Here is a 20,614-nt window from a genome sequence, read left to right as displayed (position 1 = left end):
CGATGGCCAAGGTAGCACCCGAGGGACTGATCACCGCGCTCGACGTCGGCTCGTCCAAGGTATCGGCGCTGATCGCGCAGAAGGGCGATGCGGGCGAGCTGATCGTGCTCGGCACCGGCCAGCGCGAGAGCCGCGGCGTCAAGCGCGGCTATGTCGCCGATATGGGCGCGACCGAAATCGCGATCCGCGAGGCGGTCGAGCAGGCCGAGCGCATCGCCGGGTTCAACATCGAGGATGTCTGGGTCAGCTTCTCGGCGGGCGGGCTGGTCTCCGACATCGTCAAGCTCGAGGCCGATCTGGGCGGACACCGGGTGGAGCAGGGCGATATCGACGAACTGCTCAAGGCCGGGCGCGGCGCGATCGATCCGCAGGGCAAGATGGTGCTGCACGCGCAGCCGACGCGCTACACGGTGGACGGGCTTTCGGGGGTCAAGCGGCCGCTGGGGCTGCATGCCGATCGGCTGGGGGTCGACATCCATGTGGTGTCCACCGACGGTTCGCCGGTGCGCAACCTCGATCTGTGCGTGCGATCGGCGCATCTCGAAGTTCGTTCGATCATCGCCGCGCCGGTGGCGACCGGGCTGGCGACGCTGACCGATGAAGAGCGTGAGCTGGGCGTGGCGTTGGTGGAGATCGGCGCCGGGGTTACCAACGTGTCGGTGTTCGCGGGCGGCGTGCTGGCGGGGCTCGCGTCGATCCCGATGGGCTCGGCCGACATCACCGACGATATCGCATCCGCGTTCGGCACCGCCCGGCACTGGGCCGAGCGGACCAAATGCTTCCACGGGTCGGCCAATCTGAGCCCCCGCGACAATCACGAGATGATCGACGTGGTGCCGGCGATCCCCGACGATAGTACGGAAGGGGCCAAGATCACCAAGACCCAGCTCAACACGATCATCCGCCAGCGGCTCGAACGGCTGATGGCCGAGATCACCCGCGAGTTGAAGAAGCTCGGTTTCGCGGATCCGGTCGGGCGGCAGATCGTGCTGACCGGCGGCGGCGCGGAGCTGAAGGGCGTGGCCGATTATGCGCAGCAATCGCTGGGCAGCGCGGTGCGTGTCGGACGCCCCAAGGGACTGATCGCGCTGCCCGAGGCGCATTCGGGACCGGCCTTTGCGACGCTTGCGGGACTGGCACGCTTTGCCGCGTCGAATCCGATCGACCTGCGCGCGCTTGAGCCGAGCCACCACCAGATGGTCACCAAGGCGAGCCCGGGCGCGGTATTGCAGCGTCTGATGGCGGCATTTCGAGCCAATTATTGAAGAAATGCGACATCCGGGCCTCTTTATACTAGAGTCGTCCCAGTGCTTGGTGCAGATACGGGTTCAAGCTGCCGCTCTACCGCGTAGGCGGCGCCAGGGAGACATGGAATGAGTATCGATTTTCTTCCCGCCGAGGTGGATGAGCTGGCCCCCAAGATCACCGTGATCGGGGTCGGCGGCGCGGGCGGCAATGCGATTGCGAACATGATCCGCGCAGACGTGCAAGGGGTCGAGTTTCTCGTCGCCAACACCGACGCGCAGGCGCTGAAGCAATCCTCGGCCGGACATCGCATCCAGCTGGGCGCGAAGATCACCCAGGGGCTGGGCGCAGGCTCGCGGCCGGAGATCGGGCGCGCAGCTGCCGAAGAGACGATCGAGCAGGTCCAGAAGGCGCTCGAAGGCGCGCATATGGTGTTCATCGCCGCCGGCATGGGCGGCGGCACCGGAACCGGCGCGGCGCCCGTGATCGCCAAGGCGGCGCGCGAGATGGGCATCCTGACGGTGGGCGTGGTGACCAAGCCTTTCGCCTTCGAAGGTCGTCGTCGTGCGCAGAGCGCCGAGGCCGGCATCGAAGACCTGCAGAAATATGTCGATACGCTGATCGTCATTCCGAACCAGAACCTGTTCCTGATCGCCAACGCCAACACTACCTTCAAGGAAGCGTTCGAGCTGGCCGACGAAGTGCTCCAGCAGGGCGTGCGCGGGATCACCGACCTGATGGTGATGCCCGGCCTGATCAACCTCGATTTCGCCGATATCCGCGCCGTGATGCAGGAAATGGGCAAGGCGATGATGGGCACGGGCGAGGCCGATGGCGACGACCGCGCCCTGGTCGCCGCGCAGAAGGCGATCGCCAATCCGCTGCTCGACGGTGTCTCGATGAACGGCGCCAAGGGCGTGATCGTATCGATCACCGGCGGCGAGGACATGCGCCTGCTCGAAGTCGACGAAGCCGCGAACCATATCCGCGAGCTGGTCGATCCCGATGCCAACATCATCTGGGGTTCGGCGTTCAACCCGGACCTGGAAGGCCGCATCCGCGTGTCGGTGGTCGCGACCGGCATCGACGCCGATGCCAAGGCGCGGCCCGCCCCGGCTGCCGAGCAGCCGCGCGTCTTCTCCTTCTCGACTCCGCGCCGCAGCGGCAGTGTCGATCCGGCGCCGGCAGCAGCCAGCGAGCCCGAGCCCAGCTATGAGCCGGCCCCGGAAGCCGAGCCCGTTAGCGAGGAAGTGCGCGTCCCGGAGCCTTATGAGCCCGCGCCGGCAGCGCCCGAGCCCGTGATCGAGGCAAGCGAGCCCGACGAACTTCTGCTCGGCGAGGACAATGCAGTGCCGGAGGCGCCTGCCGCTCCGCAGCCGGCCGCGGCGGCCGAGCCTGCGCCGGCGCCCGAATTCGGCAGCCGCCGGCGTTGGCTGACCGGGGCGAGCGACGATGAACCCGAGCCCGAGGCGAAGCCCGCAGGCCGCAGGGCCGGCGGCACCTTGTTCGAGCGGATGGCATCGGCATCGCGCGGAGCCCCGAAGCCGTCGGACGACGACGACAAGGATCCGCTCGATATTCCGCGTTTCCTGCGCAGCCAGAACAATCAGTAACGCCAAACTGGCGTTCGTCGCCGGCGTGTCTCGCTTCGGCGAGCCGCCGGCGATGCGTCATTGGCGGTTCACCCAAAGTCGCGTCTAGGCTGATCCACATGCAGCAGATTCGCTTCTTGCGTTCGATTTCGCTGGCAATGGCTCTTGCAGCCGGAGCGAGCGGCATCCCCGCCGCCGCCCAGTCGCAATTCGTGCCTACCGCCAATCCCGACGTGGACAAGCTCGCCCAGGAAATCCGCGTGCTGGCGGCGGATCCGCGCAACGTGCGCGCGTTGCTCGAGGCCGGCTTGCTGAGCGCGCGGCTCAACGATACCGCGGCCGCCTTCGCTTTCTTTGCGCGCGCCGAGGCGCTCGATCCAACCAATCCGCGGATCCTGGCCGGGCGGGGCTCGACGCTGGTGCGGATGGAGCGGCCCGGCGAAGCGCTGCGGCTGTTCCAGGCGGCCGAGGCCAAGGGGCTGCCCCCTCGCGAATATGCGTCGGATCGCGGCTTCGCTTATGATCTGCTCGGCCAACCGGGACTCGCGCAACAGGATTACAAGCTCGCGCTGCAATCGCAGCAGGACGAGGAAACGATCCGGCGATACGCGCTGTCGCTCGGCGCGACGGGGCGCAGCGACGATGCGATGCGCCAGCTCGATCCGCTGCTTCGTCGCAGCGACCGTGCGGCGTGGCGGGCGCGCGCCTTCATCCTGGCGATGAACGGCGATATTGCGGGGGCCGAGCGGATCGCCGCCAACATGATGCCGAACAATATGGGGGCGTCGTTGACACCCTTCTTCCGGCGGCTGGGCGGTATGGCTCCCGCAGACCGCGCCTTTGCGGTGCATTTCGGTTCGCCCTCGGCGACGCAGGCGCGACTTGCCGATGCCCGGCTCGCGCCGGCGCTCCCGCGCTATGTGCCCGATATCCGGCCGGTGCAGCTGGCCGCAGCGCAGCCGAACCGCGCGGCTGCCGAAAAGCCTAAGGACCGGCGATCGCGCCGCGAACGCGAGCGTGACGAACGGGCGGCGCGCGAACGCGCGGAGCAATTGGCCCGCGACGCGCGCGATGTCCGCGAACGCCAAGCGCGCGCAACGCAGGCGCGAGAAGTGCAGGAAGCGCGTCAGCGCGAGGTCCAGGAAGCGCGCCAGCGCGAAATTCAGGAGGCGCGCCAGCGCGAGGCGGTTCGGGTGGCGGCGGCTCGACAGGCGGCCGTGCAGACCGCTGCCGCATCGCTTCCCGTCGTACCGCGCACTATGCCGAACCCGGTTCGGGAAGCGCCGCCTGCGGCAAATCCGGTCGAGACCGCGCTTGCCGCACGTCTGGCGGCGCGGGATGCCGGCCCTCGGCCGGTGCCGACCGTGCAGGCGGCCCAGGGTGGGCCCGCGGCTATCGCGACGACGCCTCAGCCGCCCCTCCCGGCGCCTACCCCTGCTCCTGCACCGGCCGCCCCTGCCAGTGCAGCGCCCGTCGTCACAGCGAGCGCGGCCCCCACCGAGCCGGTCGATTTGCCCGCGACTGCACGTCCGGAAACGGCAACGGTCGCCGCCGCACCGGAGCCGGAGCCCGCACCGCCCGGGCCGGCGCGTGTCGGGCAGGAGGATTCGGTGCTCGCCTCGATCGTCGCGGGAATTACCATCCCCGGCGAAGAACTCGCCGTCGTAACCGCGCCGCCGCTCGATCCGGTGCTTGCGCCTGCAGGGGAGCCGGAGCCGGTACCCGTGCGTGCCGAGGCCGTTGCCCCGGCGGCAGCCGCGCCGGTCAAGGCCCCCACGAAGCCCGAAGCGAAGGCGAAGCCCGAGGTCAAGAAGCCCGACGCGACGGCCGTGGCTGCCGCCAAGGCAAAGGCCGACGCAAAGGCGAAGGCAGACGCCAAGGCAAAGGCCGACGCAAAGGCGAAGGCAGACGCCAAGGCCAAGGCAGATGCCAAAGCAAAGGCCGAGGCCAAGGCCAAGGAGGCGGCCAAGGCCAAGGAGGTCGCGAAAGCCGATGCCAAGCGGGTCTGGGTCCAGGTAGCCGGCGGCGCGAACGAGGTCGACCTGCCCAAGGCGTGGAAGGCGACGGTTGCCAAGGCGCCGGCCGCATTCAAGGGCAAATCGGGGTGGTGGACCCCGCTGCGAGCCACCAACCGGGTCCTGGCGGGGCCGTTCAAGACGTCTGCCGAGGCGCAGGCGTTCGTCAACGTGATCGGCAAATCGGGCATTTCGGGCTTCGTATTCACCAGCGACGCCGGGCAGAAGGTCACCAAACTTGCCGCCAAGTGACTTGGCTTCGACAAGGCAGTCGTGACGCGGTAGGGGCGGCGCGGTGAGAGAGATTTCCCCCTGGGGCTGCACCGCCGAGGCCAGTCGCGGTCGTTTGCATCCGGAGCGCGACGGCACGGTTCGCGGGCCGCGCGACGCCTTCCAGCGTGACCGTGACCGGATCATCCATTCGATCAGCTTCCGCCGGCTGCGGCACAAGACGCAGGTGTTCCTGGCGCCCGACGGCGACCATTTCCGGGTGCGGCTGACGCACAGCCTGGAGGTCGCGCAGATCGGGCGGACGGTGGCGCGCGCGCTGGGGATCAACGAGGACCTTACCGAGGCGCTCTGTCTGGCGCACGATATCGGCCATCCGCCCTTCGGCCATGCCGGCGAGGATGCACTGAAGGCGGCGCTCTCCGCGCAGGGCGGGTTCGACCATAATGGCCATACGCTGCGGACGCTGACCAAGCTGGAGAGCCCCTATCCGGCGTGGGACGGGCTCAACCTGACCTGGGACATGCTGGAGGGGCTGGCCAAGCACAACGGCCCGATCGCCGCGCCGCAATGGGCGCTGGCGGCGGCGGATGCCGAATATCCGCTCGAGCTGGAGCGCTGGCCGTCGCTGGAGGCGCAGGTCGCGGCGCTGGCGGACGACATCGCCTATGACAATCACGATATCGACGACGGGCTGCGCGCCGGGCTGCTGACGCTGGATCAATTGCTGGCGGTGCCGATGATCGCCGAGGGCTGGCGCGCGGTGGAGGCGAAGTTTCCGGGGGTTGCCCCCAAGCGGCTGATGGGCGAGTTGATCCGCGCGCAGATCGGGGCGATGGCCAACGATCTGATCGCGAATACGCGTGCGGAGTTGAGCGCCGCCGATATCGGATCGGTCGAGGATGTGCGCGCGGCCGGGCGCTGCCTGGCGCGCTTCTCGGACGGAATGCGCGAGGCCGAGCGCGACCTGAAGCGCTTCATGTACGCCAATCTATACCACCATCCGGCGCAGCTTGCCGCGGCGGAGGCGGCGCATGCGGTGGTGGCGGGGCTGTTCGCGGCTTATGCAGGCGATCCGGCGCTGATGCCGCAGGAATGGCGCGATGCGCTGCCCGATGCCGAGCCATGGCGGAGCCGGCACATCGCCGACTTCATCGCCGGGATGACCGATCGCTATGCCGTCACCCGCTACCGCGACGTGATCGGGCCGATCGACTTGCCCGAGGGCTTCTGAGGGAAGGAGCCCCCGCCCGCAGGCGGAGGCCCCTTGATCTCAGCGCTGTGCGAGCGTGACGGGCGCGGCCGACTTGGGCGCGCGGAACGATACGCGGGCGTTGCCGGCATAGCCGCTCACCCAGCCCTTGCGGACGGTGAGGCGGAACTTGCCGCCTTCGGACGCCGAGCCTTCGAGGATCGTCGCATCGCCCTTGGGGGTGGCGGTGTAGGCATAAGTGACGCCCTCATGCGTGAAGACGCGTTCGGCATCGCGGGCAAGTGCCGGGCCGGCGAACAGGATCGAGGCGGCGGCAGCTGCGGTAAGAATGCGGATCATGGTCACTACTCCTTCTGGTTGATCGAAAGAGCCCGACCTGCATCCCCTCTTCTTGTTCGATGCGGCCATCCTGCTGCGATGCAACATAAGCGGCAAACGCAAAGGACGATGCCTGCGCTTGCAGCGGACGCATCGCTTGCGAAAAGCTGATGCTGACAAACTTCTGCGACAAGTGACGGCTATCGCTGGCACGCTGGTCATCGAAGGACATGCCGTGGCAGACGCTAGTATCGCGCTGAATCGTTTCGGCCTCGGCGGTCGGCCTGGCGAGGATCCGGGGGCGAACCCCAGAGCATGGCTGCTTGCACAGCTCGACAAATATGCGCCACGGCCCCCGGCGATCGCGACCTTGCCCTCGAGCGGCACGATCGCCGCCGAGTTGAGCGACTATCTCCAGGAGCTGCGGATGCTGAGGCGGGAGCAGGCGACTGCGCCGATGCCGGCGGAGCCCGTGGCTATGCAGGACATGGCAGGCTCGGCGATGACCGAACCGGTGCGGCGTCGCGACCGCAGCGATCCCGTGGCACAGGCGCGGCGAGAGTCGCGGCAGCAGGGGCGCGACCATTATGGCGCCGCGGTTTCGGCAAGGGCGCTGACCGCGGTGACCTCGCCGGCGAGCTTCGTCGAGCGGCTGGTACATTTCTGGGCGAATCATTTCGCGGTCTCGGCCGACAAGATGACGATGATCGGGCTGGCCGGCACGCTCGAGTTCGAGGCGGTGCGGCCGCATGTGCTCGGGAAGTTCGGCGACATGCTCCATGCGGTGGAGCGGCATCCGGCGATGCTGGTCTATCTCGACCAGGCGCAATCGGTGGGGCCGAACAGCGTCGCGGGGCTGGCCGCCGGACAGCGCGGCGGGAAGGCCGGGCTCAACGAGAATCTGGCGCGGGAGATCATGGAGCTCCACACGCTGGGGGTCCGATCGGGCTACAGCCAGGCCGACGTGACCGAATTCGCGCGGGCGATGACCGGCTGGACGGTGGCGGGACTCGGACGGGGCAAAGCGGTGCGCCGCGGCGAGCCGGGCGGCTTCGCCTTCGCGCCGCGCCTGCACGAGCCGGGCGCACGGACGATCCTGGGTAAGAGCTGGGCGCAGCAGGGCGAGGGCCAGGCGGCGGCGGTGCTCGATATGCTCGCGGTGCATCCGGCGACGGCGAGGCATGTCGCCACGAAGCTGGCGCGGCATTTTGCCGGCGACGAGCCGCCCGCGACCCTGGTCGGCACGCTGGAGACGGCCTTCCTGCGATCGGGGGGCGACTTGCCGACCGTGTATCGCGCACTGGTCGAGGCGCCCGAATGCTGGAGCGCGGCGCCGGCCAAGTTCAAGTCGCCCTGGGAGTGGACGATCTCGGCGATGCGGGGGCTCGGCACCCAGCAGATGCCGCAGCAATCGATCCAGGGACTGATGACCCAGCTCGGCCAGCCCGTGTGGCGGCCGGGGTCGCCCGCGGGCTGGGACGATGTCGCGGCGACCTGGGCCGGGCCCGACGCCGTGATGCGGCGTGTCGAGGCGGCGGAGCGGATGGCGCAGCGGACGCGCGACACGGTGGATGCGCGGGCGCGGGCGGCGGAGCTGTTCCCGGCGGCGTTGAGCAATTCGACGGCGCAGGCCATCGCGCGGGCGGAAAGCCCGGGGCAGGGCGTCGCGCTGATGCTCGTCGCCCCTGAATTTATGCGGAGATAGCAGCATGTTCACACGCAGAAGCTTCGTGGCGCTGGGCGCCTCCGCGATCGTCAGTTCGGGGCTGGGCGCCAAGATGGTGCTGGCGCGCGCCAATACCGAGCGGCGATTCGTCTTCATCATCCAGCGCGGCGCGGCGGACGGGCTGGGGACGCTGGCCCCGGTCGGCGATCCGGCCTTCGTGGCGCAGCGCGGGCTGCTGGCGCAGGATTTCGTCAACGCGCCCAAGCTCGACTCGATGTTCGCGCTGCATCCGTCGATGACGACGGTGAACGGGCTGTATCGCGCGAAGCAGGCGCTGTTCGTGCATGCGGTGGCGTCCCCCTATCGCGATCGATCGCATTTCGACGGGCAGAATGTGCTCGAGACGGGCGGGAGCGCGGCTTATGCGCTGAAGGACGGCTGGCTCAACCGGCTGCTGTCGCTGCTGCCCGCCGACGAGAAGGCGATCGCGCTGGCGGCGACGATCCCGATGGCGCTGCGGGGCAAGGTCGAGGTGGCGAGCTATGCGCCCTCGGCGCTGCCCGACGCCTCGGACGATCTGCTCGCGCGGGTGACGGCGATGTATCAGGGCGATCCGCAGCTCCACGCGGTGTGGGAGCAGGCGACCGCGACGCGGATGCTGACCAGCGACATGGCCGCCGACAATGGGCGGAATGCCGCGGCGACGGGGTCGCTCGCCGCCAAGCTGCTCGCGGCAGAGGGGGGCGCGCGGATCGCGATGATCGAAACCGGGGGCTGGGACACGCATGCGCAGCAGCGCGGGCGGCTCGGCGCGCAGCTCAAGGGCCTCGATGCGATGATCGGCGCGATCCAGTCTGGGCTGGGGCCGCTTTGGGCGAACACGATGGTGGTGGTCGCGACCGAATTCGGGCGGACGGTGAAGGTCAACGGGACGCAGGGGACCGATCATGGCACCGGATCGATGGCGATGCTGCTGGGCGGCGCGGTCAATGGCGGGCGCGTGGTGGCGGACTGGCCGGGGCTTTCCGACGCGGCATTATATGAGGGGCGCGATCTGAAGCCCACGGTGGGGCTGGATACGGTGCTCAACAGCGCGGTGGCCTCGCATTTCGACCTGTTGCCGGTGCGCAGCGCGGCGAAGCTGTTTCCGGATATGCGAAGCGCGCGGGTGATGGGGGATTTGGTGCGGGCCTGAGCCGCGCCGTCGCCCCGACCCCCACCGTCGTCATCCCCGCGAAGGCGGGGATCCAGGGTCAAGCAGGACTGGCGGGGCAGAGTCATCCTGGAGTCCCGCCTTCGCGGGGATGACGGGGAGGGGGCATTGGGCTAATGGCCGCGGTTCCTTCTGAAGCTGGAACCCCGATGACGCTCTATACCCGTTTCGCTGCCCATCTCGACGCCGCGCTCGATGCCCTTGTGGCGTCGGGCGACCTGCCCGCCGGGCTCGAGCGCCGCGCGGTGACGGTGGAGCCGCCGCGCGACGTGACGCATGGCGATCTGGCGACCAACGCCGCGATGGTCCTCGCCAAGCCCGCGGGCACCAATCCGCGCGCGCTGGCCGAGAAGATTGCCGCCGAGCTGGAGAAGCTGGCCGAAGTCGCGTCTGTGGGCGTGGCGGGGCCGGGCTTCATCAATCTGAGCCTGACCGACGATACGTGGCGCGGCGAGCTGAGCGAAATCCTCACCGCCGCCGACGATTATGGCCGCTCGGCGATCGGCGCGGGGGTGAAGGTCAATGTCGAATATGTCTCGGCCAACCCGACGGGGCCGATGCATATGGGGCATTGCCGCGGTGCCGTCGTGGGCGACGCATTGGCGACCCTGCTCGAATATGTCGGGCATGACGTGGTGCGCGAATATTATGTCAACGATGCCGGCGGGCAGGTCGACGTGCTCGCGCGCTCGGCGCACCTCCGTTACCGCGAGGCGCTGGGCGAGACGATCGAGATACCCGAGGGCCTCTATCCCGGCGAATATCTGAAGCCGGTGGGCGAGAAGCTTGCGGCCGAATTTGGCGACAGGTACGTCGATGCGCCCGAGGACGAATGGCTGGCCTTGTTCCGCACCGAGGCGGTGGCGGCGATGCTGGTGATGATCCGCGCCGATCTGGCCTTGCTGGGCATCCACCACGATCTCTTCTCGTCCGAGGCCGAATTGCAGGCGGCGGGCAAGCCCGAGGCGGCCGAGGCGTGGCTGCGCGAGCGCGACCTGGTCTATGACGGCGTGCTCGAGGCGCCCAAGGGCGAGATGCTCGACGACTGGGAGCCGGTCGAGCTGCCGCTGTTCCGCTCGACCAGGTTCGGCGACGACCAGGATCGACCGATCAGGAAATCGAACGGGCAGTGGACCTATTTCGGCGCCGATCTGGCCTATCATTTCCAGAAGGCGCAGTCGGCCGACCAGCTGATCGACATCTGGGGCGCCGACCATGCCGGGACGGTCAAGCGGATCGTCGCGGCAGTGCAGGCGCTGACTGAGGGCAAGACGCGGTTCGACGTCAAGCTGGTGCAGATGGTGCGGCTGCTGCGCGCCGGCGAGCCGGTGAAGATGTCCAAGCGCTCGGGCAATTTCGTGACGCTGGCCGATGTCGTGAACGAAGTCGGCAAGGACGTCGTCCGCTTCACGATGCTGACCCGGAAAGCCGATGCGCAGATGGACTTCGACTTCGCCAAGGTCGTCGAGGCGTCGAAGGACAATCCGGTCTTCTATGTGCAATATGCCCACGCCCGGATCGCCTCGCTCCACCGCAAGGCGGCGGAGGCGGGAATCGACTGTCCCGATGCGGCACTGTCCCTGCTTGATACGGAAGAGCTGGCGGTGGTGAAGCTCGCGGCGCAGTTCCCGCGGGTGGTGGAAAGCGCCGCACTGGCCCGTGAGCCGCACCGAATTGCCTTCTATCTCTATGACTTGTCGGCAAGTTTTCACGCGCTGTGGAATGCCGGCAACGATCGGCCCGATCGCCGCTTCCTGCTGACCGACCAGCCCGAGCTCACCTGCGCACGGCTTTTCCTGGCGCGCGCAATCGGGCAGATTGTCCGCAACGGCCTGGCCCTGATGGGCGTCGAGGCCGTGCAGGAGATGCATTGAGATGAATATCGGCGCCGCGGACACGGATCGCTCGGACGACGATCGGCTCCCCTGGCTGGAGACGGTCGACGAGGACTATCGCGAGGGCTCCTCGATCGGGCGAACGCTTTTATACGTTCTGCTCGGGCTCGTGCTGATCGCGGCGGCGGTGTTCGGCTATAGCTGGTATCGCGGACAGCAGGGCGCGACCGGCAATGGCGAGCTGATCGCGGCGCAGGAAGGCGATTACAAGGTCAAGCCCGACGAGCCCGGCGGGATGAAGGTCGACGGCGAGGGCGACAGCGTCTTCGCGACCAGCCAGGGTGCGGCGAGCAACGCCAGCATCAATGTCGGCGCGCTGCCCGAGGCACCGGTCGAAGGCACGCGGGCCAAGACGGGCGCAGGCGCGGAAGGTACCAAGAATGCCAAGTTGGCGGTTCCGGCCGCTACCAGCGCGCCCACGCGGGCTGCCGCGCCGGTGCGCGCGCCGGCTGCGGCCAGCGCCGGATCGGGCGCGCTGATCCAGCTCGGCGCCTTCCCGAGCGAAGGGCGCGCGAACGTGGCATGGGCGCAGCTCTCGAAGCGCTTCGCCTATCTCGCCCCGCTGGGAAAATCGATCGAACGCACGGAACGCGACGGCGAGACCTTCTATCGCCTGCGGGTGAATGCCGGCAGCAACGGCCAGGCGCGCTCGCTGTGCGGGCGGCTCAACGTCGCGGGCGAGAGTTGCTTCGTCGCCAACTAGGGCGGGTGGTCGACGGAGATTCGGCTTTAATTTGCCGGTGCGCTCGTTAAGCCGCGCGCATGAAACCTGTAATCTTCGGCATTTCCGGGGCCACGCTGAGCGCCGACGAGCGCGCCTTCTTCCGCGACGCGAATCCGCTCGGCTATATTCTGTTCAAGCGCAATTGCGTCGACCGCGGGCAGATGAAGGCGCTGACCGACAGCCTGCGCGATCTTTCGGGGCGTGACGATCTGCCGGTCCTGATCGACCAGGAGGGTGGACGCGTCTCTCGGATGCAGCCGCCTGAATGGCCCGACTTCCCCGCCGGGGCTGCCTTCGACGCGCTGTATGAGGTCGCGCCGATCTCGGCGATCGAAGCGACACGAGCGAGCGCGCAGGCGCTGGGGATGATGCTGGCCGAGGTCGGCGTGACGGTGAACTGCGCGCCGTTGCTCGACGTGCGGCAGGCCGACGTGACTCCGGCGATCGGCGATCGCGCCTTTGGCGGCGAGCCGATGCGGGTGGCGGCGCTGGGGCAGGCGATGCTCGAGGGGATGCGCCGCGCGGGCGTCGTCGGCGTGGTCAAGCATATGCCGGGGCATGGCCGCGCGCTGGTCGACAGCCACCATGCCCTGCCGCACGTTTCCGCCGACGCGGCGGCGCTGGACGTCGATCTGGAGCCCTTCGCGAGGCTCAAGGACGCGCCGATGGGAATGACCTGTCATGTCGTGTTCGAGGCATGGGATGCCGAGCGGCCGGCGACGCTCTCGCCGACGGTGATCGGCGACATCATCCGCAAGCGAATCGGCTTCGACGGGCTTCTGATGTCCGACGATATCGACATGAAGGCGCTGTCCGGCACTGCCGGGGAGAAGGCCGTGGGGGCGCTGGCCGCCGGGTGCGACGTGGTGCTCGATTGCTGGGCGCGGATGGACGAGATGGTGGAGATTGCCGGGCTGTTGCCCGATGCGAGCCCGGCGTGCCTGACGCGGCTGGAGCGGGCGATGGCGACGGTTTCCGGTGGGGGCGAGGCGGGGGACTTTGCCGAGCTGGTCGCGAAGCGGGATGCGTTGCTGGGGTTGGTCTGAAAAGCCCTCTCCCCTCCGGGGAGAGGGAGCGTGACAGCCGCTCCCTGGGCTGCTTAATCTCCCACGAGATGACCGACGATCCCGCCGAAACCCTCAAACTCGACATAGACGGCTGGGAGGGCCCGCTCGACCTGCTGCTGGCGCTCGCCCGCAACCAGAAGGTCGACCTGCGCCAGATCTCGATCCTCGAGCTGGTCGAGCAATATCTTACCTTCGTGAACGACGCGCGCGAACTGCGGCTCGAGCTGGCGGCCGATTATCTGGTGATGGCCGCATGGCTTGCCTATCTCAAATCGGCGCTCCTGCTGCCGCGCAACCCCGAGGAGAGCCCGAGCCCCGAGGAGCTGGCGCTGCGGCTGCAGCTGCGGCTCGAGCGGCTGAATGCGATGCGCGAGGCTGGCGCGCGGTTGGTGGCGCGCGATCGGCTGGCGCGCGACGTGTTCCTGCGCGGCGCGCCCGAGGGGCTGCGGGTGGTGCGGCAGGCGCAATATCAGGCGGAGATCTATGACCTGATCGCCGCTTATGGCCGGATCAGCGCGCGGACCCGGCCGGTGATGCATGTCGTCGCGGTGCGCGACGTGATGACGCTGGAGGAAGCGATCGAGCGCGTCTCGGCGCTGATCGGCGCGCGGATCGAGTGGAGCAGCATCGAGACCTTCCTTCCTGACGGCGCAAGCGGCCTCTATCGCAAATCGGCGCTGGCATCGTCCTTCGTCGCGGCCCTGGAGCTGGCGCGGCAGGGGCGGCTGGAGATGCGCCAGAAATCGGCGTTCGCGCCGCTCTATCTGAAGGCGAGCGCATGACTCCACAGGACGATCTGGGGCGGGCGGTGGAGGCGGTGCTGTTCGCCGCGGAGGCGCCGCTGTCGGTGGACGAGATCAAGGCGCATGTCGGCGCGGAGGCGGACGTGCGCGGGGCGCTGGCGGCGCTGGCGGCGCTCTATGCCGGGCGCGGGATCGAATTGGTACGGCGGGGCGAGCGCTGGCATTTCCAGACCGCGGCCGATCTGGCGCACCTGTTGCGGCGCGACCGCGAGGAAAGCCGCAAGCTCAGCCGCGCCGGCATCGAGACGCTGGCGATCATCGCCTATCACGAGCCGGTCACCCGCGCCGAGATCGAGGCGATTCGCGGGGTGCAGATCAGCAAGGGGACGATCGACGTGCTGATGGAGGCGGGCTGGGTGCGCCCCGCGGGGCGGCGCGAAGTGCCGGGACGACCGCTCACCTACGCGACGACGCAGGGCTTTCTCAGCCATTTCGGGCTGGCAAGTCGCCGCGATTTGCCCGGAATCGACGATCTGAAGGCCGCCGGGCTGCTCGATCCCGCCGACCTGGCGCTCGACGTGGGCGAAACTGTCATGGAAGACGAATAGGCGGCCCACTTCGCCCGTTTGCGTACCAAGCGTTGCCCGAAGCGCATGCGAGGCCTAGATAGAGTCGGATAGAGGAGAATTTCCCATGGGTAGCATGAGCCTGATGCACTGGCTGATCGTCGGCATCCTGGTCATATTGTTGTTTGGCGGCAGCCGTTTTTCCAACATGATGGGAGACGTCGCCAAGGGCATCAAGCAGTTCAAGAAGGGCATGTCGGAGGATGACGAGGCTGCGGCCGCCGCCAAGCCGGTCGCGCCGACGCGGCTCGAGGGCAGCGCTGCCCCCGAAGCGACGGTGTACAAGACCGAGGCCGAGCCGGTCCGCGAAGAGCGCTGAGGCGCTTTCCCTATCCACTGACGTGCGCGCGCCGTTGCGCGTGCGCTTGAGGCACTGTTGAATGCTTGACGTCGCGCCGACCGAATTGCTGCTTGTCGCCGTAGTGGCGCTGCTGGTGATCGGTCCCAAGGACCTGCCGAAGGCGATGCGCTTCGTCGGCCAATGGGTTGGCAAGGCGCGCGGCGTCGCGCGGCAGTTCCGCGCGGGCATGGATACGATGATGCGCGAGTCCGAGCTTGCCGAGATGGAGAAGCAATGGGCCGCGGAGAATGAGCGGATCATGCGCGAGCATCCCTCGCCGTCGCCCGCGCTGCCCGCGCCCCAGCCCGAGCAGTTCGCGGCTTCGGCCGACCAGGAGGCCGATGCGGGCCCGCTGATGGTCGAGCAGCCGGCGTTCAAGGACGACGAACCCCCGGCGGCTGCGCCCAAGCCCAAGCGCGTGCGCAAGCCCAAGGTCGTCGCCGCGGCGGTCGTCGAAGGCGATCCGCAGCCGTGACCGAAATCGACGACACCCAGGCGCCGCTGCTCGACCATCTGATCGAATTGCGGCGGCGGCTGCTCTGGTCGGTGGCGGCGATCGTCCTGACATTCGCCGGCAGCCTTTATTTCGCGCGGCCGATCCTGGCGTTCCTGGTCGCTCCGCTGAAGAAAGCCGGGCAGGCCACGATCATCAATACCGAGATTTACGGCGCGTTTCTGGTCGAGATCAAGGTCGCCTTCTTCTCGGCGCTGATGCTGTCCTTTCCGGTGATCGCGAACCAGCTCTGGCAGTTCGTCGCGCCGGGTCTGTATCGCAAGGAGAAGCGCGCGCTGCTGCCTTTCCTGCTTGCCACCCCGGTCTTGTTCACGATGGGGGCAGCGATGGCCTATTTCGTGGCGATACCGGTCGCGTTGAAATTCCTGCTGGGCTTCCAGGGCGATCTGGACGGCGTCCAGCAGCAGGCGCTGCCGGATGTGGGCAATTATCTGAAGTTCGTGATGCAGTTCATCTTCGGCTTCGGAATTTCGTTCCTGCTGCCGGTGCTGCTGATGCTGCTCGAACATGCCGGAATCGTGACCTACGAGCAGCTCAAGGGCGCCTGGCGCTATGCGGTGGTGGGTGCATTCGCCATCGCCGCGGTGCTGACCCCGCCGGATATCGGTTCGCAGCTGCTGCTCGCGATCCCGCTCGTCGCGCTCTATTTCCTGGCGCTCGTTGCGATCAAATTCACTCGGCGCCGGCGCGAGCGTGCGGCGGAGGCCGAAGAGACCGCGGCCTAGATCATAGGAAAGGGCGCCCCGGTCTCCCGGGACGCCCTTGTTGCTTCGTTCGGGGGAATTACTTGGCCTCGTCCGCCACGTCGGCAACCGTATCTCCGGCCGAGGAAACGTCGCGGCCAACGCCTTCGACGGTGTTGCAGGCCGAGATCAGGATCGCGCTGGCGAGCGCGGCACAGGCAAACATCTTGCGCATTCAATTTCTCCAATAGGCCAACAGGGCTGAAGGGAAAATGCCCGGTGCTGCAAAATCGTTCCGCAACAGGCATGATTGCGCAGCCAGGCCCCGCCGATCGACGATACGGGGATAAGAATCCGGCTGGAAAAGAATTGGGCCCGAAAGCACCACCGGGGGGGAGGGTTGATGCTTTCGGGCCCATGTCTTGGATAGCGAGAGCGGGGGGGCAAAAGGTCACTATCCGAACTATAAAACACCCATCTCGAAGGGGGGTTCCAAGGATCGCCCAAAAAAGTTTTGAAAAGTTTTGGCCGGGCTCAGGGCCGGCCGGTGATCGCGATCGACGCCTCATAGGCGCCGACCAGCGGATCGTGGTGGAGCTTGGTCCGCAGTTGGCGCGCCAGGCCCCCGATGATCCGCCCGTAGCGATTCTCGAGCAGGCTAGCGAGCTCGGCGCCCTCGACCAAAGCGGGGGAATTGACGCGGAGCGTTGCGCGATCCTCCTCGGGACCGCCGCGGATCGAGATGCTGATCTGCGTCGTCGGATTGCAGTTCACCGCCAGCTCGACCAGTTCGGTGATCAGGAAGGCGACGGCGATCGCAACGTCCTGATTGACCAGCAGCGGCTCGATATCGAGGGTTATGCCCAGGCCCGCCGCACGCTCGGGCGCCGTGGCGCGGATGCTGGAGGCGAGCTCGCCGATGACCGAGCGCAGCTCGAGCCCTCGATTCTCCTCCATTTCGGCATAATGGTGGCGATGGACGACCGCTAGCGCGTCGACTCGGCGCTGGATCGAGGCATAGGCCTCGGCCGCCTCGACATTCTTGGCGCCGCGCGCGTGGAAATTGATCAGGCTGGAGATGACCTGGAGGTTGTTCTTTACCCGATGATGGACTTCGCGGGTCAGCTTGGTCTGGCGGACCAGCCCCTCGGCGAGATCGGCCTCGTGCAGCTTCACCGTGCGGGTGATGTCGCGGAAGGTGTCGCCCAGCTCGCGAATCTCCTGCGCGGGCATCGCGCCGAATCGCTTCATGTCCAGGACTTCGCCGGGCCGATAATTGCCGACGCTCGTGCGAAGCCGGCGGAGGGGGCGGATGAGCAGCCGATCGACGACGAACCAGCCGATCGCCGCGGCGGCGATCCACATCAGCACGAGCAGCACCGTGGCGAACATCAGCGGCGAGCTGATCGGCGCGCCCGGAATCGACATCTCGACCGCGAGATCGTCGATCGACAACGCACTGCGCGCAGTCTCGCGCCGGTTGAACGGGCCGAGCCCGTTCAGATTGCGCAAGACCAGCCGCTGATCTCCCTTGACCAGTGCCGCGCCATATTCGGGGACGAACCCGCTGGGGCGCGCGAGCGTGCCAAGCGTCGTCACTGGATAATAGGCGCTCGCCTTCGCGCCGTCCCGGCCGCCGACCCGCAGGATCAACCCGCCGTCGACGATCGAGCCGAAGATCTGCCCGGGCTGGAGGACCACCGATCCCGCCGCGGTGAACCGCGCCCCGCACAACACGCGCCCGCGGCCGTCGGCGACCGCGAAGCGCACGCCTTCCTGAAGCGACATGGTCTCGGTAAGGCTGGAGCAGCTCTCGGCATCGGCCGGATTGTTGCGAAGCGCGGCCAGGGCTTCCGCAAGCTGCGCAACATGCGTGGCAAGGACATTCTCGACCACGCTGGAACTCTCGTCGGCGAGAACGCGAAGGCGCTCGCGGGCCTCGGTCTCGGCGTTGCGCGTGGTCTGCAAGGTGGTGAAGAGTGCGATCAGCGCGAGAGGGAGCAGTGCGCCAACCAGGATCAGGAAGACCTTGGCGCCGGTCGGCATGCGGCTCAACCTCGCCGCTAGCCCCTTGGCGCGCGGCACCTGATCCGGGCTATCCATCGGCGTGGGTTAATCGAGCTTCTTGAGCAGGTCGAGAAGATCGTCAGGCACGGCTTCGCTTACGGCGTCGTCATAGGCCTGACGCAGCGCATCGCCGATGTCGCGGCTCGGCTTGCCGTCTTCAGGCTTGGGCCGCATCTGCGGCTGCCTCCCATTTTCTTCGTTAGCGGAACCCACCAATTCCCCCCTGAGGACCGGACCGAGCCGGAACCCGAGCTGTAAATCTGCCGGGCGCATTACCCGATTAACGTCGTGGCGCTGGAGCGCAAGCGCCTGCGCGGCACTTGATGAACCGCGTGGCTTGGGCGATGAAACCAAATAGCGCGCCGATTGTTCCACAGGCGATGCGATATCCGGGAGGGGTACCTTCGGATTGCCAAATCGTTTGCAATGGGGACGAGCGGGCGCGACTAAGCGACCGCATCCCACGAAGGAGAATGTTTCGCTTATGTCGCTCGGCCAGCAACTCGCGCCCCATCTTCCCCTGCTGCGGCGCTATGCCCGTGCATTGACCGGCAGCCAGACCGAGGGCGATCGCTACGTCCGCGCGGCGCTGGAAGCGATCGTGGCGGCGCCCGACCAGTTTCCGCGCGACGTCGATCCCCGGCTCGGGCTCTATCGCACCTTCCAGGCGATCTGGCAGTCGACCCATCTCGATGACGACGACATGATCGACGACGGCTCCAACGAGGCCGAGGCGATCGCCCGCAAGCGGCTCGCTCGGCTCGCGCCGCTTTCGCGCCAGGCATTGCTGCTCACCACGGTCGAGGGCTTCAGCATCGAGGATGCGGGCTATCTAATCGAGGAAGACAGCAAGAGCGTGACCGCGCTGGTCGCCGAAGCCGTGGCCGAGATCGAGCGCCAGACGCGCACCCGCGTGATGATCATCGAAGACGAGCCGCTTATCGCGATGGACCTCGAGCAGATCGCCCGCGATCTGGGCCATGAGGTGACCGGCGTCGCCGTGACCCGCGACGAAGCCGTGGCGCTGGCGATGGAAGACCGTCCCGGCCTGGTGCTGGCCGACATCCAGTTGGCCGACGACAGCTCGGGCATCGACGCGGTCAAGGACATCCTCGCCGAGTTCTCGGTGCCTGTGATCTTCATCACCGCATTCCCCGAGCGCCTGCTGACCGGCGAGCGGCCCGAGCCGACTTTCCTGATCACCAAGCCCTTCCAGCGCGAGACCGTGAAGACCACGATCAGCCAGGCGCTTTTCTTCGATCAGGCGACCGTACCGGTCTGAGATAGCAAATAAATCCGGCGCGGGTTCCATCTGGTACGGACCCAAAACGGTTTCCATGGGTTTGAGCGAATATGGCTGACAATGAAGAACCTATCCGCGTGAATACCGATCGTGCCCGCGCCGGCACGACGCCGCATATGACTCGCTATGTGCTGGGCATCGGCCTGGTGCTGGTGATCGTCGCGTTCGCCTTCATCCTGTACGTTTGAAGAGCAGGCTGGCTCGATAACGCTGGCAATCGCGGCTGCGATGCCTATCTCCATGACTGGCCTTTCGGCGCGCTTTTGAACGGGGTAGAATGACTGAGTCCGCAACGCCCGACGACGGGGAGGATGGCCGCGAGGATGGCGCGGAAGCCGAGGCTCCGCATGTCCACGTCGCGCTCTCGGACCCCGAGTTCAAGAAGCAGCTTGCGACGGTGATCCCCCATCTGCGTGCGTTCGGTCGCTCGCTCTCGGGCAGCCGCGATCTCGCAGACGACCTGGTGCAGGAGACGTTGCTCAAGGCCTGGGCGGCACGTCAACGCTTCCAGGCCGGCACGAATATGCGCGCCTGGACCTTCATCATCCTCCGCAACCTTTATCTTTCCCAGATGCGCCGCGCGCGCTTCAAGGGCGAGTGGGACGATCTGGTGGCCGACCGGCTGCTCGCCGCGCCGGCCAGCCAGGATCGCCACGTCGAGCTTGCCGACATGCAGCGCGCGCTGCTCCACCTTCCCCAGCCGCAGCGCGAGGCGCTGATCCTGGTCGGGGCAGGGGGCTTCGCTTATGAGGAAGCGGCTGAGATTTGCGACGTCGCGGTCGGCACGATCAAGAGCCGGGTCGCGCGTGGCCGCGTCGCTCTTGAGGCGCTGATGACCGACGGGCAATTGCCTTCTCGCCGCGATAGCGTCACCAATCCGGACGGCAAGGGCGCGCTCGATACGATCATGGACGAAGTCGACGATCTCAGTCGCGATCGCTGATCCGCTCGGCGCCCGTCAGTGCGCGCTTCCAATATCCCGATCCAGCTCGCGCAGTAGCGACAGCATATCCTCCGGTAACTCGATGTCGCGCACATAGACGTTGCGCAACGACCGCTCGATCGCATCGCTCGCGCGTGGACCGCGCACGCGATATGCAGCGGCGTGAGGCTTGGAGCTGGAAGAGCATGAGGAAATCACGTGGGTAAAACGACGCGCCGG

Annotated in this window: 22 protein-coding genes; 17 read left to right on the top strand and 5 right to left on the bottom strand. The window is 67.4% G+C overall.

Annotated elements, in window-relative coordinates; all coding sequences use genetic code 11:
- Nucleotides 1-2: 2 nt before the first annotated feature.
- The 4 genes from ftsA (at nt 3) to OKW87_RS05985 (ending at nt 6,314) form a co-directional block, all read left to right on the top strand.
- Nucleotides 3-1,265 (top strand): cell division protein FtsA, encoded by a 1,263-nt coding sequence (ftsA, locus tag OKW87_RS06000; protein WP_265543076.1) that lies wholly within the window; start codon nt 3-5, stop codon nt 1,263-1,265.
- 108 nt (nt 1,266-1,373) lie between these two features.
- Nucleotides 1,374-2,858 carry a cell division protein FtsZ gene (ftsZ, locus tag OKW87_RS05995; RefSeq protein ID WP_265543075.1) on the top strand — a complete coding sequence of 495 codons (1,485 nt, stop codon included), beginning with the start codon at nt 1,374-1,376 and terminating at the stop codon, nt 2,856-2,858.
- 137 nt (nt 2,859-2,995) lie between these two features.
- Complete coding sequence (locus OKW87_RS05990) at nt 2,996-5,104, top strand: SPOR domain-containing protein (protein WP_265543072.1); 2,109 nt, start codon at nt 2,996-2,998, stop codon at nt 5,102-5,104.
- 43 nt (nt 5,105-5,147) lie between these two features.
- Complete coding sequence (locus tag OKW87_RS05985; protein WP_265543070.1) at nt 5,148-6,314, top strand: deoxyguanosinetriphosphate triphosphohydrolase; 1,167 nt, start codon at nt 5,148-5,150, stop codon at nt 6,312-6,314.
- Between the two features lie 39 nt (nt 6,315-6,353).
- Here OKW87_RS05985 and OKW87_RS05980 read toward each other — a convergent pair whose 3' ends face one another.
- Complete coding sequence (locus tag OKW87_RS05980) at nt 6,354-6,632, bottom strand: hypothetical protein (protein ID WP_265543068.1); 279 nt, start codon at nt 6,630-6,632, stop codon at nt 6,354-6,356.
- Nucleotides 6,633-6,804: 172 nt separating this feature from the next.
- Here OKW87_RS05980 and OKW87_RS05975 point away from each other — a divergent pair, with 172 nt between their 5' ends.
- The 10 genes from OKW87_RS05975 to tatC all read left to right on the top strand — a co-directional run bounded on the left by OKW87_RS05975 (nt 6,805) and on the right by tatC (nt 16,124).
- Nucleotides 6,805-8,316, top strand: a complete 1,512-nt coding sequence (locus OKW87_RS05975; RefSeq protein WP_322740335.1) for a DUF1800 domain-containing protein — start codon at nt 6,805-6,807, stop codon at nt 8,314-8,316.
- Between the two features lie 4 nt (nt 8,317-8,320).
- Complete coding sequence (locus OKW87_RS05970) at nt 8,321-9,472, top strand: DUF1501 domain-containing protein (protein ID WP_265543066.1); 1,152 nt, start codon at nt 8,321-8,323, stop codon at nt 9,470-9,472.
- A gap of 167 nt (nt 9,473-9,639) precedes the next feature.
- The gene (gene argS, locus OKW87_RS05965) at nt 9,640-11,364 is read left to right on the top strand and encodes an arginine--tRNA ligase (RefSeq protein WP_265543064.1); all 1,725 of its coding nucleotides are present in this window, start codon (nt 9,640-9,642) and stop codon (nt 11,362-11,364) included.
- A gap of 1 nt (nt 11,365) precedes the next feature.
- Nucleotides 11,366-12,088 carry an SPOR domain-containing protein gene (locus tag OKW87_RS05960; RefSeq protein ID WP_265543062.1) on the top strand — a complete coding sequence of 241 codons (723 nt, stop codon included), beginning with the start codon at nt 11,366-11,368 and terminating at the stop codon, nt 12,086-12,088.
- Nucleotides 12,089-12,147: 59 nt separating this feature from the next.
- Nucleotides 12,148-13,155 carry a beta-N-acetylhexosaminidase gene (gene nagZ / locus OKW87_RS05955; protein ID WP_265543060.1) on the top strand — a complete coding sequence of 336 codons (1,008 nt, stop codon included), beginning with the start codon at nt 12,148-12,150 and terminating at the stop codon, nt 13,153-13,155.
- A 68-nt stretch (nt 13,156-13,223) separates the two neighbouring features.
- Nucleotides 13,224-13,958 carry a segregation and condensation protein A gene (locus OKW87_RS05950; protein ID WP_265543059.1) on the top strand — a complete coding sequence of 245 codons (735 nt, stop codon included), beginning with the start codon at nt 13,224-13,226 and terminating at the stop codon, nt 13,956-13,958.
- On the top strand, nt 13,955-14,527 hold the full coding sequence (scpB, locus tag OKW87_RS05945; RefSeq protein WP_265543057.1) for an SMC-Scp complex subunit ScpB: 573 nt from the start codon (nt 13,955-13,957) through the stop codon (nt 14,525-14,527). The genes OKW87_RS05950 and scpB overlap by 4 nt, the downstream gene beginning before the upstream one ends.
- A gap of 85 nt (nt 14,528-14,612) precedes the next feature.
- Nucleotides 14,613-14,864: a twin-arginine translocase TatA/TatE family subunit gene (locus tag OKW87_RS05940; RefSeq protein ID WP_265543055.1), complete on the top strand. Its 252-nt coding sequence runs from the start codon at nt 14,613-14,615 to the stop codon at nt 14,862-14,864.
- Nucleotides 14,865-14,925: 61 nt separating this feature from the next.
- Nucleotides 14,926-15,360, top strand: coding sequence for a Sec-independent protein translocase protein TatB (tatB, locus tag OKW87_RS05935; protein WP_265543053.1), 435 nt, complete (start codon nt 14,926-14,928; stop codon nt 15,358-15,360).
- Nucleotides 15,357-16,124 (top strand): twin-arginine translocase subunit TatC, encoded by a 768-nt coding sequence (tatC, locus tag OKW87_RS05930; RefSeq protein WP_265543052.1) that lies wholly within the window; start codon nt 15,357-15,359, stop codon nt 16,122-16,124. Before tatB ends, tatC begins: the two co-directional genes overlap by 4 nt.
- Nucleotides 16,125-16,182: 58 nt before the next feature.
- On the opposite strand, the gene OKW87_RS05925 is transcribed toward tatC, so the two are convergent.
- The 3 genes from OKW87_RS05925 to OKW87_RS05915 all read right to left on the bottom strand — a co-directional run bounded on the left by OKW87_RS05925 (nt 16,183) and on the right by OKW87_RS05915 (nt 18,323).
- Entirely contained in the window at nt 16,183-16,317 is a 135-nt protein-coding gene (locus tag OKW87_RS05925; protein ID WP_265543051.1) for an entericidin A/B family lipoprotein, read from the bottom strand.
- 299 nt (nt 16,318-16,616) lie between these two features.
- Nucleotides 16,617-18,185 carry a sensor histidine kinase gene (locus tag OKW87_RS05920; protein WP_265543050.1) on the bottom strand — a complete coding sequence of 523 codons (1,569 nt, stop codon included), beginning with the start codon at nt 18,183-18,185 and terminating at the stop codon, nt 16,617-16,619.
- 9 nt (nt 18,186-18,194) lie between these two features.
- Entirely contained in the window at nt 18,195-18,323 is a 129-nt protein-coding gene (locus OKW87_RS05915) for a NepR family anti-sigma factor (RefSeq protein ID WP_265543049.1), read from the bottom strand.
- A gap of 310 nt (nt 18,324-18,633) precedes the next feature.
- Between OKW87_RS05915 and OKW87_RS05910 the strand changes: the two genes are divergently transcribed.
- The 3 genes from OKW87_RS05910 to OKW87_RS05900 all read left to right on the top strand — a co-directional run bounded on the left by OKW87_RS05910 (nt 18,634) and on the right by OKW87_RS05900 (nt 20,395).
- Nucleotides 18,634-19,431, top strand: a complete 798-nt coding sequence (locus tag OKW87_RS05910) for a response regulator (RefSeq protein WP_265543048.1) — start codon at nt 18,634-18,636, stop codon at nt 19,429-19,431.
- Between the two features lie 71 nt (nt 19,432-19,502).
- Nucleotides 19,503-19,640, top strand: coding sequence for a hypothetical protein (locus OKW87_RS05905; RefSeq protein WP_265543047.1), 138 nt, complete (start codon nt 19,503-19,505; stop codon nt 19,638-19,640).
- An 89-nt stretch (nt 19,641-19,729) separates the two neighbouring features.
- Entirely contained in the window at nt 19,730-20,395 is a 666-nt protein-coding gene (locus tag OKW87_RS05900) for a sigma-70 family RNA polymerase sigma factor (RefSeq protein WP_265543046.1), read from the top strand.
- Between the two features lie 15 nt (nt 20,396-20,410).
- Here the strand turns inward: OKW87_RS05900 and OKW87_RS05895 are convergent, their stop codons facing one another.
- Complete coding sequence (locus tag OKW87_RS05895) at nt 20,411-20,542, bottom strand: hypothetical protein (RefSeq protein ID WP_265543045.1); 132 nt, start codon at nt 20,540-20,542, stop codon at nt 20,411-20,413.
- Nucleotides 20,543-20,614 lie beyond the last annotated feature (72 nt).

It is taken from the genome of Sphingomonas sp. M1-B02, from assembly GCF_026167525.1.
Classification (GTDB): Bacteria; Pseudomonadota; Alphaproteobacteria; order Sphingomonadales; family Sphingomonadaceae; genus Sphingomonas.
The sequence above is the reverse complement of the archived record's forward strand: the minus strand, read 5'-3'. Positions and strand labels throughout refer to the sequence as shown.

Excerpts from the sequence above, each read along its gene's own strand:
- scpB (WP_265543057.1), top strand. The coding sequence starts at position 13,955 with ATGACTCCACAGGACGATCTGGGGCGGGCGGTGGAGGCGGTGCTGTTC.
- ftsZ (WP_265543075.1), top strand. The coding sequence starts at position 1,374 with ATGAGTATCGATTTTCTTCCCGCCGAGGTGGATGAGCTGGCCCCCAAG.
- OKW87_RS05910 (WP_265543048.1), top strand. The coding sequence starts at position 18,634 with ATGTCGCTCGGCCAGCAACTCGCGCCCCATCTTCCCCTGCTGCGGCGC.
- OKW87_RS05925 (WP_265543051.1), bottom strand. The coding sequence starts at position 16,317 with ATGCGCAAGATGTTTGCCTGTGCCGCGCTCGCCAGCGCGATCCTGATC.
- ftsA (WP_265543076.1), top strand. The coding sequence starts at position 3 with ATGGCCAAGGTAGCACCCGAGGGACTGATCACCGCGCTCGACGTCGGC.
- argS (WP_265543064.1), top strand. The coding sequence starts at position 9,640 with ATGACGCTCTATACCCGTTTCGCTGCCCATCTCGACGCCGCGCTCGAT.
- OKW87_RS05960 (WP_265543062.1), top strand. The coding sequence starts at position 11,366 with ATGAATATCGGCGCCGCGGACACGGATCGCTCGGACGACGATCGGCTC.
- OKW87_RS05905 (WP_265543047.1), top strand. The coding sequence starts at position 19,503 with ATGGCTGACAATGAAGAACCTATCCGCGTGAATACCGATCGTGCCCGC.
- OKW87_RS05900 (WP_265543046.1), top strand. The coding sequence starts at position 19,730 with ATGACTGAGTCCGCAACGCCCGACGACGGGGAGGATGGCCGCGAGGAT.
- OKW87_RS05920 (WP_265543050.1), bottom strand. The coding sequence starts at position 18,185 with ATGGATAGCCCGGATCAGGTGCCGCGCGCCAAGGGGCTAGCGGCGAGG.
- OKW87_RS05970 (WP_265543066.1), top strand. The coding sequence starts at position 8,321 with ATGTTCACACGCAGAAGCTTCGTGGCGCTGGGCGCCTCCGCGATCGTC.
- OKW87_RS05940 (WP_265543055.1), top strand. The coding sequence starts at position 14,613 with ATGGGTAGCATGAGCCTGATGCACTGGCTGATCGTCGGCATCCTGGTC.
- OKW87_RS05980 (WP_265543068.1), bottom strand. The coding sequence starts at position 6,632 with ATGATCCGCATTCTTACCGCAGCTGCCGCCGCCTCGATCCTGTTCGCC.
- OKW87_RS05915 (WP_265543049.1), bottom strand. The coding sequence starts at position 18,323 with ATGCGGCCCAAGCCTGAAGACGGCAAGCCGAGCCGCGACATCGGCGAT.
- nagZ (WP_265543060.1), top strand. The coding sequence starts at position 12,148 with ATGAAACCTGTAATCTTCGGCATTTCCGGGGCCACGCTGAGCGCCGAC.
- OKW87_RS05990 (WP_265543072.1), top strand. The coding sequence starts at position 2,996 with ATGGCTCTTGCAGCCGGAGCGAGCGGCATCCCCGCCGCCGCCCAGTCG.
- tatB (WP_265543053.1), top strand. The coding sequence starts at position 14,926 with ATGCTTGACGTCGCGCCGACCGAATTGCTGCTTGTCGCCGTAGTGGCG.
- OKW87_RS05950 (WP_265543059.1), top strand. The coding sequence starts at position 13,224 with ATGACCGACGATCCCGCCGAAACCCTCAAACTCGACATAGACGGCTGG.